General features: G+C 68.9%; 12 protein-coding genes. 7 read left to right on the top strand and 5 right to left on the bottom strand.

The window, feature by feature from the left end:
- Window positions 1–143 precede the first annotated feature (143 nt).
- Window positions 144–1,358, bottom strand: a complete 1,215-nt coding sequence (locus QMX82_RS02750; RefSeq protein WP_282281145.1) for a hypothetical protein — start codon at window positions 1,356–1,358, stop codon at window positions 144–146.
- Window positions 1,359–1,392: 34 nt separating this feature from the next.
- On the opposite strand from QMX82_RS02750, the gene QMX82_RS02745 reads away from it, so the two are divergent.
- The 5 genes from QMX82_RS02745 (at window position 1,393) to QMX82_RS02725 (ending at window position 6,451) form a co-directional block, all read left to right on the top strand.
- A complete protein-coding gene (locus QMX82_RS02745; protein ID WP_280310529.1) occupies window positions 1,393–1,698 on the top strand; it encodes a nucleotide pyrophosphohydrolase in 306 nt (101 codons plus the stop codon).
- On the top strand, window positions 1,695–2,450 hold the full coding sequence (locus QMX82_RS02740) for a methyltransferase domain-containing protein (RefSeq protein ID WP_280310527.1): 756 nt from the start codon (window positions 1,695–1,697) through the stop codon (window positions 2,448–2,450). The genes QMX82_RS02745 and QMX82_RS02740 overlap by 4 nt, the downstream gene beginning before the upstream one ends.
- A 47-nt stretch (window positions 2,451–2,497) precedes the next feature.
- Window positions 2,498–3,109: a DUF4136 domain-containing protein gene (locus tag QMX82_RS02735; RefSeq protein ID WP_280310525.1), complete on the top strand. Its 612-nt coding sequence runs from the start codon at window positions 2,498–2,500 to the stop codon at window positions 3,107–3,109.
- Window positions 3,110–3,171: 62 nt separating this feature from the next.
- A complete protein-coding gene (locus tag QMX82_RS02730) occupies window positions 3,172–3,756 on the top strand; it encodes a DUF4136 domain-containing protein (RefSeq protein WP_208694393.1) in 585 nt (194 codons plus the stop codon).
- A 160-nt stretch (window positions 3,757–3,916) separates the two neighbouring features.
- Window positions 3,917–6,451 (top strand): bifunctional diguanylate cyclase/phosphodiesterase, encoded by a 2,535-nt coding sequence (locus QMX82_RS02725; protein ID WP_280310520.1) that lies wholly within the window; start codon window positions 3,917–3,919, stop codon window positions 6,449–6,451.
- Between the two features lie 4 nt (window positions 6,452–6,455).
- On the opposite strand, the gene QMX82_RS02720 is transcribed toward QMX82_RS02725, so the two are convergent.
- The 3 genes from QMX82_RS02720 to nirB form a co-directional block, all read right to left on the bottom strand.
- Window positions 6,456–6,665, bottom strand: coding sequence for a hypothetical protein (locus tag QMX82_RS02720; protein WP_133859878.1), 210 nt, complete (start codon window positions 6,663–6,665; stop codon window positions 6,456–6,458).
- A gap of 266 nt (window positions 6,666–6,931) precedes the next feature.
- Entirely contained in the window at window positions 6,932–7,288 is a 357-nt protein-coding gene (gene nirD / locus QMX82_RS02715; RefSeq protein WP_282281137.1) for a nitrite reductase small subunit NirD, read from the bottom strand.
- Between the two features lie 2 nt (window positions 7,289–7,290).
- Window positions 7,291–9,840 carry a nitrite reductase large subunit NirB gene (nirB, locus tag QMX82_RS02710; RefSeq protein ID WP_282281135.1) on the bottom strand — a complete coding sequence of 850 codons (2,550 nt, stop codon included), beginning with the start codon at window positions 9,838–9,840 and terminating at the stop codon, window positions 7,291–7,293.
- A 582-nt stretch (window positions 9,841–10,422) separates the two neighbouring features.
- Between nirB and QMX82_RS02705 the strand changes: the two genes are divergently transcribed.
- Entirely contained in the window at window positions 10,423–14,454 is a 4,032-nt protein-coding gene (locus tag QMX82_RS02705; protein WP_282281133.1) for a bifunctional nitrate reductase/sulfite reductase flavoprotein subunit alpha, read from the top strand.
- Window positions 14,455–14,463: 9 nt separating this feature from the next.
- Here QMX82_RS02705 and QMX82_RS02700 read toward each other — a convergent pair whose 3' ends face one another.
- Window positions 14,464–15,072 carry a TetR/AcrR family transcriptional regulator gene (locus QMX82_RS02700; protein ID WP_282281128.1) on the bottom strand — a complete coding sequence of 203 codons (609 nt, stop codon included), beginning with the start codon at window positions 15,070–15,072 and terminating at the stop codon, window positions 14,464–14,466.
- 144 nt (window positions 15,073–15,216) lie between these two features.
- On the opposite strand from QMX82_RS02700, the gene QMX82_RS02695 reads away from it, so the two are divergent.
- Window positions 15,217–16,227: a hypothetical protein gene (locus tag QMX82_RS02695; protein WP_282281126.1), complete on the top strand. Its 1,011-nt coding sequence runs from the start codon at window positions 15,217–15,219 to the stop codon at window positions 16,225–16,227.
- Window positions 16,228–16,233: the final 6 nt, after the last annotated feature.

Raw genomic sequence — 16,233 nt, 5'->3', positions numbered from 1 at the left:
CATCCGGCCGTCAGACTGCCGAGCCAGGTGGCGATGTTGGGCTTCGCTGCGCTCAGCGCCAACCTACAAAAACGGTACCTCGTAGGTTGGGTTGAGGCGGTTCCATCGTCGAAGCCCAACATTACCTGGCACCCGCAGGTGCCCTAGCGCGGCAGCAATCCCACCAGCGGCCCCGGATGCTTGCGGACTTCGGCGTAGGGCACCAGGGTGCCGCCGGGTTCGTCGCAGTTGCGGGCGGCGCGGAAAAAGGTCGGGCCGAGGTAGAGGCCCCTGGGCGTCAGGTACCAGGGCGCGAATTGCCAGACGTCGGCGCTGCGATAGTCGCAGCCATCGCCGTCGGCGGGCGCCTGCATCAGTTGCGGATACAGACGGGTGAACAGCCGGATCACCCAGGGCGCCAGGGTCTGTTGCCGATAGTCCGCCAAGGCCTGGGAATAGCGATCCTCCGGCTGCGGACGGATCGGCTGGCCGTGGCCCAGCCAGAGGAAATCCTCCAGCGCCAGCTCCTCGCCGGTCTGCAGATCCAGGGTCAGGGGCGCGCTGCCGAAATCCGGGTGAGCCGCGCCGCTGCAGCTGTACTGGCTGAACAGATTGACGCTGAGCACCCGCTCGCTGAGCAGCTGCGGGGTCACCTCCAGGCTGTGCTCGCCGTCAGCGCCGATGCAGCTCAGGTGGGCATCGACCTCCGCCCAGAGGCGTTCGCGCAGCACGGCATTGGCCGCCTCGCTGGCGCCCTCCACGGTAAACAGCCGCATGCCCGAGACCGGCTCGCGCCACCAGCGCAGGCCACGGCCCATGAAGGTCTGGCGCTCACCCTGTTCCAGTCTGAGTCCCTGCAGGCGGCGATATTCGTAGGGATCGTCCTGGCGCAGTTTCTGCCGATAGCCATCCGCTGCCGCGGACTGCCCCGGTTGCAGCGGCGCCAGGGCGAGCGGCAGGGTCTTGCCGGCACCGCTCCAGGTGCCGGTCCAGGAACCATCCTTGCCGCGCGTCAGTGACCAGCTGGCCTTGGGACCGTCCTGCCAGGGCGCACCCTCCTCCAGCCTGAGCCGGTCGCCCGCTTGCGCCGGACCGCTCAGGCGCAGGTCGCGGCGATAGCGGTCGTAGAAGTAGCGGCCATAGGCTTCGTCGTTGGCGGTGGAATCGACCTCCACCACCACCCGGGCCGGGCCCAGGGTGCCTTCCAGGAGCAGCTTTTCGGCATGGGCGACGCCAGTGGTCAACAGCAGGGCCAAGCCCAGTCCGGACAGGCAAGATTTCATCAGGGCTCCAGCAGCCAGGGTGTCGGTGATGAGCTCAGGGTAGAACAGCGGCGCCAGGCTGTCGCGCAGGCCGGCGGACGACAGCCGTCTCGCCATGGGAGAATGGCGTTTTGTCGACCCTCGGACGCCCATGGACCTCCCTGCCCTGCTCATCCGCCTGCACGCGATCCGCGATGCCAACGCCTGGCGCCGCTATCACAATCCCAAGAACCTGGCGATGGCCGCCAGCGTCGAGATGGCCGAGCTGGTGGAGATCTTCCAGTGGAAGAGCGATACCGAGGCCCGCGCCTTGAGCACCGCCGAGCGCGAGCACGCCGGCCAGGAAATCGCCGACGTGCTGCTCTATCTGCTGCAACTGGGCAGCGAGCTGGAGCTGGACGTGGAGCAGGCGGTGCTGGCCAAGCTGGCCGACAACGAGAGGCGCTTCCTGCCGTGAGCGATACCTTCTTCGACGACCGCGCCACCCGTTTCGCCGCCAACATCTATGGCGGCACCAAGGGCGCCATCCGCCTGGCGGTGCTGCAGGCGGATCTTGCCGAGGTGCTGCCGCAACGCCCGCTGCGGGTGCTGGACATCGGCGCCGGGCTCGGCCACATGAGTCTCTGGCTGGCGCAGCAGGGCCATGCCGTGACCCTGGCCGAGCCTTCGGCGCCCATGCTGGCCGGCGCCCAGGAGGCCTTCGCCGCCGCCGGACTCGACGCCGCCTGGCTGGCGCTGCCCTGGCAGGAGTTGCCCGCCTTCGCCGAGCCCTTTGACCTGGTGCTCTGCCACGCGGTGCTGGAATGGCTGGAAACGCCCCCGGCGATCCTGCCGACCCTGCAGCGCTGCCTGGCCCCGGACGGCTGGCTGTCGCTGGCCTTCTACAATCGCGACGCCCTGATCTATCGCAACCTGCTCAAGGGCCATTTTCGTAAACTCCGGCAGGGTGACTACGCCGGCGCGGGCCAACGCGGCCTGACGCCGCAACGGCCCCTCGATCCGCGTGAGGTCGAGGCCTGGCTGGCGGCGGACTGGCAGGTTCGGGCGCGCAGTGGCGTCCGGGTCTTTCACGACTACATGCCGCCGGAATTCCAGACCCGTGCCGACGGCGAGGAGCTGGTGGCCATGGAACTGGCCCACCGACGGCACCCGGCTTTCGCGGGCCTGGGACGCTATCTGCATTGGCTCTGCCAAGCTAAGGCAGGATGACGTAGGGCGCGGTATGCTCTGGCCAGCATTCCTCCGAGGAACCGGTCATGCGTCGCCCCCTACTCTGCCTGTCGCTCGCGCTGCTCGCCCTGGCCGGTTGCCAGACGCCCAATCCCTATGTCGCCAGCAGCCTGCCAGAGGCGTCGCTCCCGGTGCTGCCGCAACAGGATCCGGCGGCTTATCCGCCGGCACCGCGTGACTGGAGCCGCTATCGCACCTGGAGCTGGGCTCCGGGCGCCGCGGTGGTCAGCGGCGGCCTGGATGGCCAGACCGTGCAGCAGGCGGTGGCCGATGGCCTCGACCAGCGTGGCCTGCGACCGGCCATCGGGGGTGCCCGCGCCGATCTGCAGGTGCGTGCCCGCCTCACCCAGCAACAGCGTAGCGAGCAATATACGGACTACTACGACACCAGCTACGGCTACGGCGGCTACGGGCCCTATGGCTACGGCCCCGGCTATGGCGCCACGGTCGGCCAGGCGCGGACCCGCACCCGGACCTTTCTGGTCGACGTGCTGGAGGTGGAATTGCTCGATCCCGCCACCGGCCGCGTGCTCTGGCACTCGGCCGCCGAGCAGGCCAGCGGCGGCACCAGCGGCGAACGCGCGCGCACCCTGCGCGAGACCACCCGCCGCCTGCTGGCCAACTATCCGCCGAGCTGAAGAGATAAGTGGCCCTTAAGCCAGTCCAAGCAGACTAGCGCGCTCACCTCGGAGGATCGCTTATGAAACGTTGTCTCCTGCTGCTTGCGGTCCTCTTGCTGGCGGCCTGCGCCGAACGTGGCCCGCGCAATCTGGACTATGACGCCAGCCGTGACTTCGCCGCCTATCGCAGCTGGGGCTGGGCGGACCCGGCCATCGAGTACCGCCCCAACGATCCGCGGGTACGCAGCGATCTCACCGAGCAGCGCCTGCGCGATTCGGTCAGCAGCGGCCTCGACCAGCGCGGAATGCGTCCCGCGGTGGCAGGCACGCGCCCGGATCTGAAGATCAAGCTCTATGTGATCCTCGACCAGCGCCAGCAGAGCTACAGCTATGCCGATCCCTACTGGGGTCCGGGCTGGGGCGGTCCCTGGGGCTCCGCCTGGGGTCCCGGTCCCTGGGGACCGAGCTATGTGCGCACCCAGACGGTTACCTACCCGGTGATGACGGTCCAGCTCGACATGCTCGATGGCCGTGACGGCAAGCTGGTCTGGCGCGCCAGCGAAGAGCGTCTGCTGGACGACCAGAACGCCACGCCCAGCCAACGCAGCGCCGCCTTCAGCCGCCTGATCAACGAACTGCTGGTCAGCTATCCGCCGCGGCCTTGAACGGTCGACCGTCCGGGCAGCTCAGCGCTGCCCCTGGTCAGGCCGCGAGCAGACAGCTGGGTGAGGGTGACGGATAATGGCCGCAGGCCAGCACCCCTCGCGCCGTCCTTGGCCACCTCGCGGGAATCCTGACTGTCGTCCAGCGCCGCCCAGGTTCAACATGTCGTCCACACCCGTCGCCACCCGCCGCAGCCACAATCTGTTGCTGCGCCTCTTTCCGGTCATCTGCGCCCTGCCGATCCTACTCGGCCTCGGCTGCTACCTGCTGATCAGGACCGCCACCAGCCAGGACGCCGACGTCCAGCAACGCGCCCGGACCTATATCGAGCGCACCCTGGTGCAGGTCGAAAACGAGATCGGCCACAACATCATCAACTACGCCAAGTGGGGCGAGGCCTACAAGCATCTGCACCTGGCGGTCGATCTCTTCTGGGCCAACGACGAGCGCAACGTCGGCGACATCCCCTACGAGCTCTATGGCTATAACGGGGTCTTCGTGCTGGATCCGCAGGATCGTACCGTCTACGCGGTGATCAATGGCCGGCCGACGCAGCGCGCGGCCGCGCAGTGGCTCGAAGGCGATCTGGCCGGCCTGCTGGCGGCCACCCGCCAGCGCCCTGGCGAGACCGAGAGTCTGGTGCGGGTGCTGGGCGTGGGCGGCGTCCCGGCACTGGTCGCCGCGGCCACCATCACGCCGGGCGCGAGCTACAGCGTGGCCCCGGGCCCCGGCGCGCCCTCGGTGATGCTGTTCGTCAACGTGCTCGATCCGGACACCCTGGCCCATCTCAGCGATACCTACGGTCTGCCGCGACTCGAGGCGTCGCGGGTGCCCCTGGTCGATCACGAAACGCTGCGCTTGCTGGATTCACCGCTGCTGCTCAACTGGCAACCGCCGCAACCCGGCGCCCAGCTCCTGCGTCGCACCCTGCCGGTCTTCCTGGCCGGGGTGCTGCTGCTCGGCCTGGTGCTGGCCCTGCTGATCCGCCACGCGCTGAATTCGGCGCGGCAGCTCGACCAGCAATTCGATGCCCTGGTGGCCGGCCAGGCCGAGTTGAGCCGCAGCGAAAAGCGCTTTCGCGAACTCGCCGAGGCCGCCTCCGACTGGCTGTGGGAAAGCGATGCCGCGGGCCGCATCACCTATCTGTCCGAACGCTTCGCCCGCATCACCGGGCACACACCCGGCAGCTGGCTCGGACGGCCGCTGGCGGAGCTGTTCAGCAGCGAGACGACCCCGCTGGCCGCCTGGCTCCAGGGCAACGCTCGCCAGCTCGACGAGCGCCAGGTGCTGCGCTGTCATTATCGCGACCGTCTGGGTCATTCCCGGGTCTGTGAGATCACCGCCCGGCCGCTGCCCAAGGGCGCGGGCTTTCGCGGCACCGCCAGTGACATCACCGCCGCGGTCAATGCCCAGGCGGAAATCGAACACCTGTCGCAACACGACAGCCTGACCGGCCTGGCCAATCGCCTGCAATTGCAGCACTACCTGGCGCGCAAGTTGACGCAAGCCAAAACCCCGCTGACGCTGCTCAGCCTGGATCTGGATCGTTTCAAACCGGTCAACGACAGCCTCGGCCACGCCGCCGGCGATCGGGTGCTGCAGGAAATCGCCCGGCGTCTGCAGGCCAGTCTGAGACCCGGCGGCCTGGTGGCGCGCCTGGGCGGCGACGAATTCATCGTGGTGCTGCTCGGTCAGCTGGACGTGGCGACCGTCGACCAGATCTGTGCGCGGCTGGTGAACGCCATCGGCCGACCCATCCTGCTGGAGGAGCAGTCGGTCAGCGTAGGCACCAGCATCGGCATCGCCCAGGCGCCGGAGCAGGCCAGCCAGGTCGAGGACCTGCTGCGCCTGGCGGATATCGCGCTGTACCAGGCCAAGGCCGCGGGCCGCAACGGCTGGTGCTTCCATGCTCCGGCGATGGACGCCCAGCTCAGCCAGCGGCGTGACCTGGAACAGGAGCTGCGCCAGGCGCTGGCGCTCGACCAGTTGCGCCTGGGTTACCTGCCCCGGCGGAGCGCCGCCGAGGGCCGGCTGAGCGGCATCGAGGTGCGGTTGCACTGGGCCCACCCGCGGCGCGGCCTGCTGTCGCCGGAGGTCTTCCTGCCCCTGGCCGAAGAGACCGGACTCAGCGTTCCCCTGGAATTCTGGCTGCTGGACAACGCCTGTCAGGCTGCCGCGACCTGGCCCGCGCCGCTGCGGCTGGTCGTCGGTCTGTCCGCGCGCCCGTGCGCTGATGGCGAGGCCCTGGTCGCGACGGTCGCCCGCGCCTTGCAGACGAGCGGCCTGGCAGCGGAACGCCTGGAGCTGCAGCTGCCCGAGGCGCTGTTGCAGGCAGACAGCGCCCCGATGTTGCTGCCGCTCAAGGCGCTGGGCGTGCGCCTGAGTCTGGCCGACTTCGGCCGAGGCTCAGGCGCCCTCGATTCGCTACGCCAACCCGTGCTGGATGGCATCAGCCTGGATAGTCGTCTGGTCGCGCGCCTGGAAGATCAGCAGGCCGATGCCGCCATCGCCCAGGCACTGATCGGCCTGGGACGAACCCTGGGCCTCAGGGTGACGGCGATGGGGGTGGAGGCGCCCGGCCAGTTGGCCTGGCTGCGGGCGCAGCATTGCGACGAGGTCCAGGGGGGCCTGTTCGGTCCCGCCCTGACTGGTCGCGAGCTGACAGCGCTGCTGGCAACCGAACTGCAGGCGGATTGACGACCTAGAGGCGCTCCAGCCACCCCAGATCGCCCCCTCGGGCCGGAACCGGATAGCAGCCATAGGGCGCATACCCATGGGTACAGACCGGATCGGCGCGCAGGGTGAGTTCGCCCACCGGTTGCGCGCGCCAGCCCTCCAGCAGGGCGATAGCGGCCAGGGCCGAGAGCAGGGCGATGAACAGCGCGGAGCGAATTGTTCTTGTCAGGCGCATGGTGACCTCCCGCGGGACGATGGCCAGGATCGGCAGACAGCGTCCCCGCTCCTTGAGTATCGTCCCCCGGAAGTCACTTCGCCGCCCCGAACGGAGCCCGATTGCGCAATGCTGCACTGCGGCAGGTGCAACAGTGGGGATCGCGGTGTTTGGCGAGGACCCCGGACAAGGCGGCGCCGTTGTCCAGGCTACGCGCGAAGCCCCGCCCCGCTCCGGACCGCCCCCTCTCCCTCCGGGAGAGGGTTGGGGTGAGGGTGAAGCCCGCCTCAGGCGATCTCCACCCACTCGCCATTCAGCCGCACCGTCCAGGTGGGCAAGGCCTGCTCGGGATACTCCAGACAGCCGCCGTCCGCCAGGCGGAAGTGCTGCTTGTACAACGGCGAGGCGATCACCAGATCCGCGCCCAGTTGGCCGACGATGCCGCGACCGATGACATTGGCGCCGGACTTGGGATCGCGATTGCCCACGGCAAAGACCTTCTGCTCGGTCTCCGGCAGGTAGAACAGCGCTACCTGCTCACCCTCGTGCAAGGCCACCACGCCGGACTGGGGTACCAGATCGGCCAGGCTGCACAGGGGTTGCCAGCGGGTTTCCAGGGCACGCGCGGTAGTGGTCTGGGTCATGGTCAGGCCTCCTCGGTCAGGTTGATCAGCTGCAGTTCGCCATGGCGTGCCGGCCGACGCTGGCCGCGCTCCTTGACGAAGTGGATGTCCGGGTCGCTGCCGCGCTGGTTGACGAAGGTACGGAAGCGCTTGAGCTTGTCGGGATCGTTCAGAGCATTGGCCCATTCGCATTCGTAGCGATCCACCACCAGCTGCATCTGGGCTTCCAGTTCGGCGCCCAGGCCCAGGCTGTCCTCGATGATCACCTGCTTGAGGTAGTCCAGCCCGCCCTCCAGCGACTCGCGCCACACCGAGGTGCGTTGCAGGCGGTCGGCGGTGCGGATGTAGAACATCAGCAGCCGGTCGATGTAGCGGATCAGGGTTTCGTCATCCAGGTCGGTGGCGAACAGCTCGGCATGCCGCGGGCGCATGCCGCCATTGCCGCAGACATAGAGATTCCAGCCGTTCTCGGTGGCGATCACGCCGATGTCCTTGCTTTGCGCCTCGGCGCATTCGCGGGTGCAGCCGCTGACGGCGAACTTGAGCTTGTGCGGCGCGCGCAGGCCCTTGTAGCGGTGCTCGATGTCCAGCGCCATCTTGACGCTGTCCTGCACGCCGTAGCGGCACCAGGTACTGCCCACGCAGCTCTTCACCGTGCGGGTCGACTTGCCGTAGGCGTGACCGGTCTCGAAGCCGGCGGCGATCAGCTCGCCCCAGATGTCCGGCAATTCGTGCAACTGGGCGCCAAAGAGATCGATGCGCTGGCCACCAGTGATCTTGGTGTAGAGATCGTATTTCTTCGCCACCTGGCCGATGGCGATCAGGCCTTCCGGGCTGATCTCGCCGCCCGGGATGCGCGGCACCACCGAATAGGTACCGTTCTTCTGCATGTTGGCCATGAAGGTGTCGTTGGTGTCCTGCAGCGGCACCAGGTGCGGATCGGTGATGGGGGCGTTCCAGCAGGAGGCCAGGACGTTGGCCACCGCCGGCTTGCAGATGTCGCAACCATGCTGGCCGCGGCCGTGGCGCGCCAGAAGCTCGTCGAAACTCTGGATGCCTGCCACCCGCACCAGGTGATAGAGCTCCTGGCGGGTATGGGCGAAGTGCTCGCAGAGACTCTTGTCGACCTCGACGCCGCGGGCGATCAGCTCGTGCTCGAAGACCTGCTTGACCAGCGCCGCGCAGCCGCCGCAACCGGTGGCGGCCTTGGTGCAGCTCTTGATGCCGGCGAGTTCGGTGCAGCCGGCGTCGATGGCGGCGCAGACCGCGCCCTTGGTGACGTTGTGGCAGGAGCAGAGGGTCGCGGTGGCCGGCAGGGCATCGGCGCCCAGGGTCGGGGCGCCCTCGCCCACCGGCATGATCAGGCTGGCCGGATCCTGGGGCAGCGGGATGCCGTTCTGGGCGTATTGCAGCAGGGTGTCGTAGTAGCTGTTGTCGCCCACCAGCACGGCGCCCAGCACCTGCTTGCCGTCGGCGGAGACCACCAGGCGCCGGTAGCTGGCGCTGGCTTCGTCGATGTAGCGATAGCTGCGCGCACCCGGAGTGGCGCCGTGGGCATCGCCGATGGAGCCCACGTCCACGCCCAGCAGCTTGAGCTTGGTGGACATGTCGGCGCCGGTGAAGGGCGTGGCCTGGCCGTGGCAGAGGGTGGCGGCCACCAGGCGCGCCATCTGGTAGCCCGGGGCGACCAGGCCGAAGATGCTGCCGTTCCAGGCGGCGCATTCGCCGATGGCATGGATGAAGGGATCGCTGGTCAGGCAGCCGTTGTCCACCGCCACCCCGCCGCGGGCGCCGAGTTCCAGGCCGCAGCTGCGGGCCAGGGCGTCCTGGGGCCGGATGCCGGCGGAAAACAGGATCAGGTCGGTCTCGAGGAAATCCTCGCCGGCGAAGTTCATGCGGTAGCGATACTCGCTGCCGGCGGTGATGTTCTGGGTGGCCTTGGACAGATGCACGCCCACGCCCAGGTCTTCGATGCGCTGCCTGAGCGCGGCGCCACCGAGGTCATCCAGCTGCACCGGCATCAGCCGCGGGGCGAATTCCACCACATGGGCCTCCAGACCCAGGGATTTCAGCGCATTGGCCGCTTCCAGGCCGAGCAGGCCGCCGCCCACCACCACGCCGCGGTGCGCCCTGGCGGCGGCCAGGCGGATGGTGTCCAAGTCGTCCAGGGTGCGATAGACCAGGCGCGAGTCGCCTTCGGCGCCCTCGATGGGCGGCACGAAGGGATAGGAGCCGGTGGCCAGTACCAGGCGGTCGTAGCCAAAGGCACCCTCGGGCGTCAGTACCTCGCGCTGCTCGCGGTCGATGGCGGTTACCGCGCAGCCCAGATGCAGCACCAGGCCGGGCACGGCATAGAGGCCGGCTTCGCTCATGGCCAGGGATTCGGCGTCGCGACCGGCGAAGTACTCGGAGAGATGGACCCGGTCATAGGCGCGCTGACGCTCTTCGCCGAAGACATGGATCTCGTAGTGGTCCAGGGCGCCGGCCGCCAGCAGCTGCTCGACGAGGTGATGGCCAACCATGCCGTTGCCGACGACGATCAGGCGTTCTTTGCGGGTCACGATGCTGTTCATGGAGGCTATCCCCCGGCCGAGGCCAATCAGGTTGATTCGCGGCAAATAAAAAGGCGCCTGAAACCTTGCGGTCTCAGGCGCCTTTGCCTGTTCTGGTAGGGAGGAGCCCTTGGCTCTGCTCCATGCCCGTCGCCTGCGGTGGCTGTCGATCGCCGTTGATCGACCGGGCGACCCGAATGTGCGGGTCTGTCAGGGCTTTTGCATCGGCTGTGCCAGTTCCGCCTGATCGCCCGAAGATCCGCCGCTGGCGCGGGCTGCGGCCTGCCGAGTGGCTTGCCGGAGGCTGCCCGAACGCCCGCCGAGCAGAACCACAACGGTGCAAGACCGGGCCGGCCTGCCCCGTCACGGCGCATCGCGACCCCCACCGCCGTGGCCTCGGCCAGCGCCACCGGCACCCCGCCAGAGCAGTAGGAATGCGCCCCTCGCGCGCGCCGGGCCAAGCTGGCGCGAGCCTTGCTAAATCCTCAGCATGGAGCGGTCAACGCCGATCGCTTCCTTTCACGACAAAGGCGCCGTGTTCGCCTCCCTCCGGGGAGTGCGACCGGCGCCTTTTCGCTTTCTGGTTTTCGAAGGATCCTTGCCATGGCCACTACCCACATCAAGAGCGTCTGCCCCTACTGCGGCGTCGGCTGCGGGATCGTCATGCAGGTGGAAGACGGCCGGATCACCAAGGTCAGCGGCGATCGCGACCACCCCGCCAATCGCGGCCGGCTCTGCACCAAGGGCAGCACCAGCCACCAGGCGCTGGTGGACAGCGGACGCATGGAGCAGGCCTATGTCCGCCACGACCGTTCCCACGAACCGGTGCAGACCGGGCTGGACCAGGCCATCGCCGCCACCGCCGAACGCCTGCGCGCCATCCTCGACCGCGACGGACCCGACGCCATCGCCTTCTATGTGTCCGGGCAGCTGTCGCTGGAAGCCCAGTACCTGGCGAGCAAGCTGGCGCGGGGTTTCATCGGCACCAACCAGCTCGAATCCAATTCCCGTCTGTGCATGGCCAGTGCCGGCACCGGTTACAAGCTGTCCCTCGGCGCCGACGGTCCGCCCGGCTCCTATGACGACCTCGACCGCGCCGACCTCTTCCTGGTCAGCGGCGCCAACATGGCCGACTGTCATCCCATCCTCTTTCTGCGGCTGCTGGATCGGGTCAAGCGCGGCGCCAAGCTGATCGTGATAGATCCGCGGCGCACCGCCACCGCCGAGAAGGCCGATCTCTTCCTGCAACTGCGTCCGGGCACCGATCTGCTGCTGCTCAACGGCCTGCTGCATCTGCTGCACGCCGAGGGCCATGTAGACGAAGCCTTTATCGCCGCCCATACCGAAGGCTGGGCGGCCATGCCCGAGTTTCTCGCCGACTACAGTCCGGCACGGGTGGCCGCGGGGACCGGGCTGGCCGAGGCGGACATCCGCACCGCCGCGCGCTGGATTGGCGAGGCCGGCGAATGGACCAGCCTCTGGACCATGGGCCTGAACCAGAGCACCCACGGCACCTGGAGCACCAATGCCCTGTGCAACCTGCACCTGGCCACCGGCAGGATCTGCCGCCCCGGCAGCGGTCCCTTTTCCCTGACCGGCCAGCCCAATGCCATGGGCGGGCGCGAGATGGGCTACATGGGGCCCGGCCTGCCCGGCCAGCGCAGCCTGCTGTCCGCCGCCGACCGCACCTTCGTCGAGCGGGCCTGGGGCATTCCGGAGGGCACCCTGCACACCCGCCTGGGCCAGGGCACCGTCGCCCTGTTCGAGGACCTGGCCGCCGGTACCGTCAAGGCCTGCTGGATCATCTGTACCAACCCGGTGGCCAGCGTGGCCAACCGCGAGACGGTCATCCGCGGGTTGCAGGCCGCCGAACTGGTGATCACCCAGGACGCCTTTCTCGACACCGAGACCAACAGCTACGCCGACATCCTCCTGCCCGCCGCGCTCTGGGCCGAGGCCGACGGGGTCATGATCAATTCCGAGCGCAACCTGACCCTGGCGCCCCAGGCCGTCACCCCGCCCGGCGCGGCCCGCGCCGACTGGCGGATCATCGCCGACGTGGCCTGCGCCCTGGGCTATGGCGAACACTTCAGCTACACCTCGGCCGCCGAGGTGTTCGACGAGATCCGGCAATTCCACAATCCCCAGACCGGCTACGACATCCGCGGCGCCAGCCATGCCCGGCTGCGCGAGACACCGCTGCAATGGCCCTGCCCCGGCGCAGAGAGCGATCCGCGCCAGCCGATCCGCTATCGCAACGACGGCCGCAGCCAGACCCTGCGCCTGGACGAAACCGGCGAACCGACTGCGCTCAACTTCGCCACCCCCAGCGGCAAGGCGCAGTTCTTCGCCCGTCCGCACCTGGACCCGGCCGAACTGCCCGATGCCGACTACCCCTTCGTGCTCAACACCGGGCGTCTGCAGCACCAGTGGCATACGCTCACCAAGACCGGCAAGATCGCCGCCCTGAACCGCCTCAATCCGGCACCCTTCGTGGAAGTGCATCCCCAGGACGCCCAGGCGCTGGGCCTGGCGCAGGGCGACCGCCTGGAGATCACCTCACGCCGTGGCCGCGCGGTGCTGCCGGTGACCATCAGCGACCGGGTCCAGCCCGGCAACTGCTTCGCGCCCTTTCACTGGGCCGACGTGCAGGGCAGCGACCTGGCCATCAACGCCGTCACCAGCGACGCCGTCGATCCGCTCTCGTTGCAACCGGAACTCAAGGTCTGCGCCGTGCGCCTGACCCGCGTCGCCACCATTACCCATCGCCAGCTGCCGGCCGACGAGCCTGTCACGGAGAGCGCCCGGCTGCCCGCCCTGGCGCGGCTGGCCGAGCTCACCGGGGTCGCGACCGCGGTACGGCCTCAGCTCAGCGCGGCCGAACGCACCTACCTGGCCGGTTTCATGGACGGCCTGCGCGACGGCGCGACCCAGGGCGTGCCCTGCCTGCCGGCCCAGGCGCCGCTGGCCGCCGACACCCGCCTCTGGCTCGACGGCCTGCTCGCCGGCTTGTTCAGCCGCCTGCCGGAAAGCCAGACTGCCGGCCTGGCCATATCCCCCACCGCGCCGGCCGATCTGGTGGTGCTCTGGGCCTCCCAGACCGGCAACGCCGAAGCCCTGGCCGAGCGCTGCGTCGCCCGCCTGTGCCAGGCCGGTCTCAGCGTGGAGCTGCACGACATGGCCGCCTATGCCGTGGAACGCCTGACCGGTGCCCGTCGCGTCCTGCTGGTGAGCAGCACCTTTGGCGATGGCGAAGCGCCGGACAATGGTCAGGCCTTCTGGCAGGGCCTCAGTCGGCTCGACGCTTCCCTGACGGACCTGGACTACGCCGTGCTGGCCGTGGGCGATTCCACCTACGAGCAATTCTGCGGCCATGGCCAGCGCCTCGACGCCCGCCTGGCCGAGCTTGGCGCCCGGCGCCTCTGCCCACGCCTGGACTGCGACGCCGATGGCCTCGACGGCGCCGACGCCTGGCTGACCGCCCTGCAAGGGCAGCTGGCGCCCCAGGCCGAGCACGTGCCCGTCACCCATCCGACCACGACCAGCCGCCCGCCGGCGGTGCCTGCGCGACTGGTCATCAACCGGAGACTCAACAGCGCCGGGTCCAACAAGGAGGTGCGGCTATTCGGGTTCGAATCCGATCAGCCTCTGGCCTACCAGGCCGGCGACGCCCTGAGCGTGAAGGCGCGCAACTGCCCGGAGCTGGTCGAAGAGATCCTCGCCCTCGCCGGGCTGGACGGCGAACAGCCGGTCGCCGTGGCCAAGGTCGGCGAGCTGTCGCTGCGCCAGGCGCTGAGCGAACACTACGAGATCGCCCGCCCCAACCCCGAGACCCTGGCGCTGATCGCCGAGCGCAGCGGCAGTGCCGAGTGCCGCGCTCTGCTGGGCGACCGGGACGAACTCAAGACCTGGCTCTGGGGCCGGCAACTGGCCGATGTCCTGGCCCGCTTTCCCGCCCGCCACGACGCCGGCGAACTGCTCGGCAGCCTCAAGCGCCTGCAGCCACGCCTCTACTCCATCGCCTCCAGCCCCCTGGCCCATGCCGGCCAGGTGCACCTTACCGTCTCGGCGGTGCGCTACGGTAAGCGCAAGGGCGTGGCCTCCAGCTTTCTCGCCGACCGCCTGGGCGCGGCCACCACCGAGGTGCATATCCAGCCTTCACGCCATTTCCGCCTGCCGGATCAGGGCGACGTCCCGCTGATCATGATCGGCCCCGGCACCGGCATCGCGCCCTTCCGCGGCTTTCTCCATGAGCGTCGCGCCCGAGGCGACCAGGGCCGCAACTGGCTGTTCTTTGGCGAGCAGCACGCCGCCCACGACTTCTACTACCGCGACGAACTGGAAGCCTTCCAGCGCGATGGCCTGCTGAACGAACTGAGCCTGGCCTTCTCCCGCGACCAGGCCGAAAAGATCTATGTGCAGGATCGGCTGCGTGAACGCGGTGCCGACGTCTGGCGCTGGCTGCAGGACGGCGCCCGCGTCTATGTCTGCGGCGACGCCAGCCGCATGGCCAAGGACGTCGACCAGGCCCTGCGCCAGGTGGTGGCGACCCATGGCCACCTCAGCGACGAGGCCGCCAGCGAGTACCTGCGCGGGATGAGCGAGCAAAAGCGCTATCTGAAGGACGTCTACTAGCGCCGCCGGCTACAGCACCGCGCGCACCAGGCGGGTGAAGGCCTCGATGGCCTCGCGCTCGCCCAGTGCCCCGCGCACCACGGCCGCGGCCAGGGCCTCGCCGGCGCCGACCAGACCGATGCAGGACACCTGCAACTCCGCGGTGGGTCTTTTGCTGTGCGGCGTGAGCACCGCCGCCACCATCTGGGTGCCATGTTCCAGCAACTCCTGGTACACCGCGGTCTTTTCCTCGCTCCCCGCCAGCGCCGCCGCCACTACGCCGACTTCACCCTGCATGTCGGTCACGCAGCGGATGTAGCCCTCGGCCAGCGCCGCGGTGGCTTCTTCGGCGCCCTGCTGCCGGGCGGTCATGGCCTGGCGAAAGGCATCCATCTGCGCCAGATCGAGCCAGCGATAGAGCTCGATGAGCAGCCCCGAGCGGGTACCGAAATGCTCGTAGACGACCGGTTTGGAGACGCCCGCCTGCACGGCCAGATAGCCCAGGGTCAGGCGATCCGCGCCTTCTTCCCGAACGATGACCCGCGCCGTGTCCAGCAATTGCTGACGCCGGGCTGCCTTTGAGAGACGCCGTCCGGTCCCTTCGGAGACCGGTTTTTCAGGGGTGGATCGCGCTGCCATTGGTCACGTCTTCTTGCAAACCTACTAAAGGTAGGTTAATCCTGAACTGGAACCTACACATGGTAGGTTAATGCGGAGAACAGCCCGTGGCAATCGGCTGTGCGGTCTCCGGAACCTCAGCACTGCAACGAAGAGGACAGCATCATGCCACTGCAACCCATACTCTTTGCCGGCGGTTCGGGCACCGTAGGCCGCCAGGCCGTCCACTGGTTCCGCCAGCGCCAGCCTGACTGGCCGCTGCTGGTCGGCGGCCGCAACCTCGCCACGGCCGAGGATGTCGCCCAGGCCGCCGGCCAGGCCCGGGCGGTGCGCCTGGATCTCGACCAGCCGGGGCTGGGACTGGATCCCGCCCTCACCCCGGCAGCCATGCTCATGCTGGCACCGGATCAGGCCCTGCACGGCTTGCGCCTCGCCCAGCACCTGGGCATCCCCTATCTCAATGCCAACACCGGCGTCACCGAACTGGGGCCGGAGGTCGCCCAGTTCATGCACCGCCCCGGCGCCCATGCCCTGGTGCTGTCCAGCCACTGGGCCTCGGGCGCCGCCCTGGCGCTGGCACTCGATCTCGCCCGCCGCTTCACCCGGGTCGCGGCCATCGGTATAGAGGTCTTGCTGGATGAGGCGGACCCGGCCGGTCCCCTGGCCTGGGAGGACATGGAGCGGGTGCACAGCACGGCGCCCGCTGCCCTGGCCTTCCATCATGGACGCCGCGCCTGGCTGAGCGGGGCCGACCTGCAGGGCAGCGTCACGGCGCTGGACGGTCGCACGCTGGCCGCCACGGCCTTCGGCTCCATCGATCTGCTCAGTCTCCGGGCCGCCACCGCCGCCCCGGAGCTCCGCTTCGACATCGCCATGGGCGAGTCCTCCAGCCGGCGGCGGGGCGCGGAAACGGCGGCCGAGATCGCGGTCAGGGTGAGCGGTGAAAGGGACGGCCAGACCACCGGCGCACGCGCCGTGCTGGAATTCAACCAGGGGCAGGCCTCGCTGACTGCCCTCGGGCTGGTGCTGTCGCTGGAGCGGGTGCTGGGCCTGGCGGGCGGTGGACCCCTGCCGGCGGGTCTCTATATGCCCGAACACCTCTGGGCGGCCGAGTGGTTTCTGCGGGAGTTGCAACGGGAGGGCGCGGTGATCCATCACCAGACGGATGGGCACTGACAGCGG

The sequence above is a fragment of the Pseudomonas sp. PS02302 genome (assembly GCF_029959585.1).
GTDB lineage: Bacteria > Pseudomonadota > Gammaproteobacteria > Pseudomonadales > Pseudomonadaceae > Chryseomonas > Chryseomonas aestiva.
The sequence above is the reverse complement of the archived record's forward strand: the minus strand, read 5'-3'. Positions and strand labels throughout refer to the sequence as shown.

Bases quoted from the DNA above. Each gene is read 5' to 3' on its own strand.
- QMX82_RS02720 (WP_133859878.1), bottom strand. From the start codon at position 6,665: ATGCGCCTGACAAGAACAATTCGCTCCGCGCTGTTCATCGCCCTGCTC.
- QMX82_RS02705 (WP_282281133.1), top strand. From the start codon at position 10,423: ATGGCCACTACCCACATCAAGAGCGTCTGCCCCTACTGCGGCGTCGGC.
- nirD (WP_282281137.1), bottom strand. From the start codon at position 7,288: ATGACCCAGACCACTACCGCGCGTGCCCTGGAAACCCGCTGGCAACCC.
- QMX82_RS02750 (WP_282281145.1), bottom strand. From the start codon at position 1,358: ATGGCGAGACGGCTGTCGTCCGCCGGCCTGCGCGACAGCCTGGCGCCG.
- QMX82_RS02695 (WP_282281126.1), top strand. From the start codon at position 15,217: ATGCCACTGCAACCCATACTCTTTGCCGGCGGTTCGGGCACCGTAGGC.
- QMX82_RS02730 (WP_208694393.1), top strand. From the start codon at position 3,172: ATGAAACGTTGTCTCCTGCTGCTTGCGGTCCTCTTGCTGGCGGCCTGC.
- QMX82_RS02700 (WP_282281128.1), bottom strand. From the start codon at position 15,072: ATGGCAGCGCGATCCACCCCTGAAAAACCGGTCTCCGAAGGGACCGGA.
- QMX82_RS02735 (WP_280310525.1), top strand. From the start codon at position 2,498: ATGCGTCGCCCCCTACTCTGCCTGTCGCTCGCGCTGCTCGCCCTGGCC.
- QMX82_RS02745 (WP_280310529.1), top strand. From the start codon at position 1,393: ATGGACCTCCCTGCCCTGCTCATCCGCCTGCACGCGATCCGCGATGCC.
- nirB (WP_282281135.1), bottom strand. From the start codon at position 9,840: ATGAACAGCATCGTGACCCGCAAAGAACGCCTGATCGTCGTCGGCAAC.
- QMX82_RS02725 (WP_280310520.1), top strand. From the start codon at position 3,917: ATGTCGTCCACACCCGTCGCCACCCGCCGCAGCCACAATCTGTTGCTG.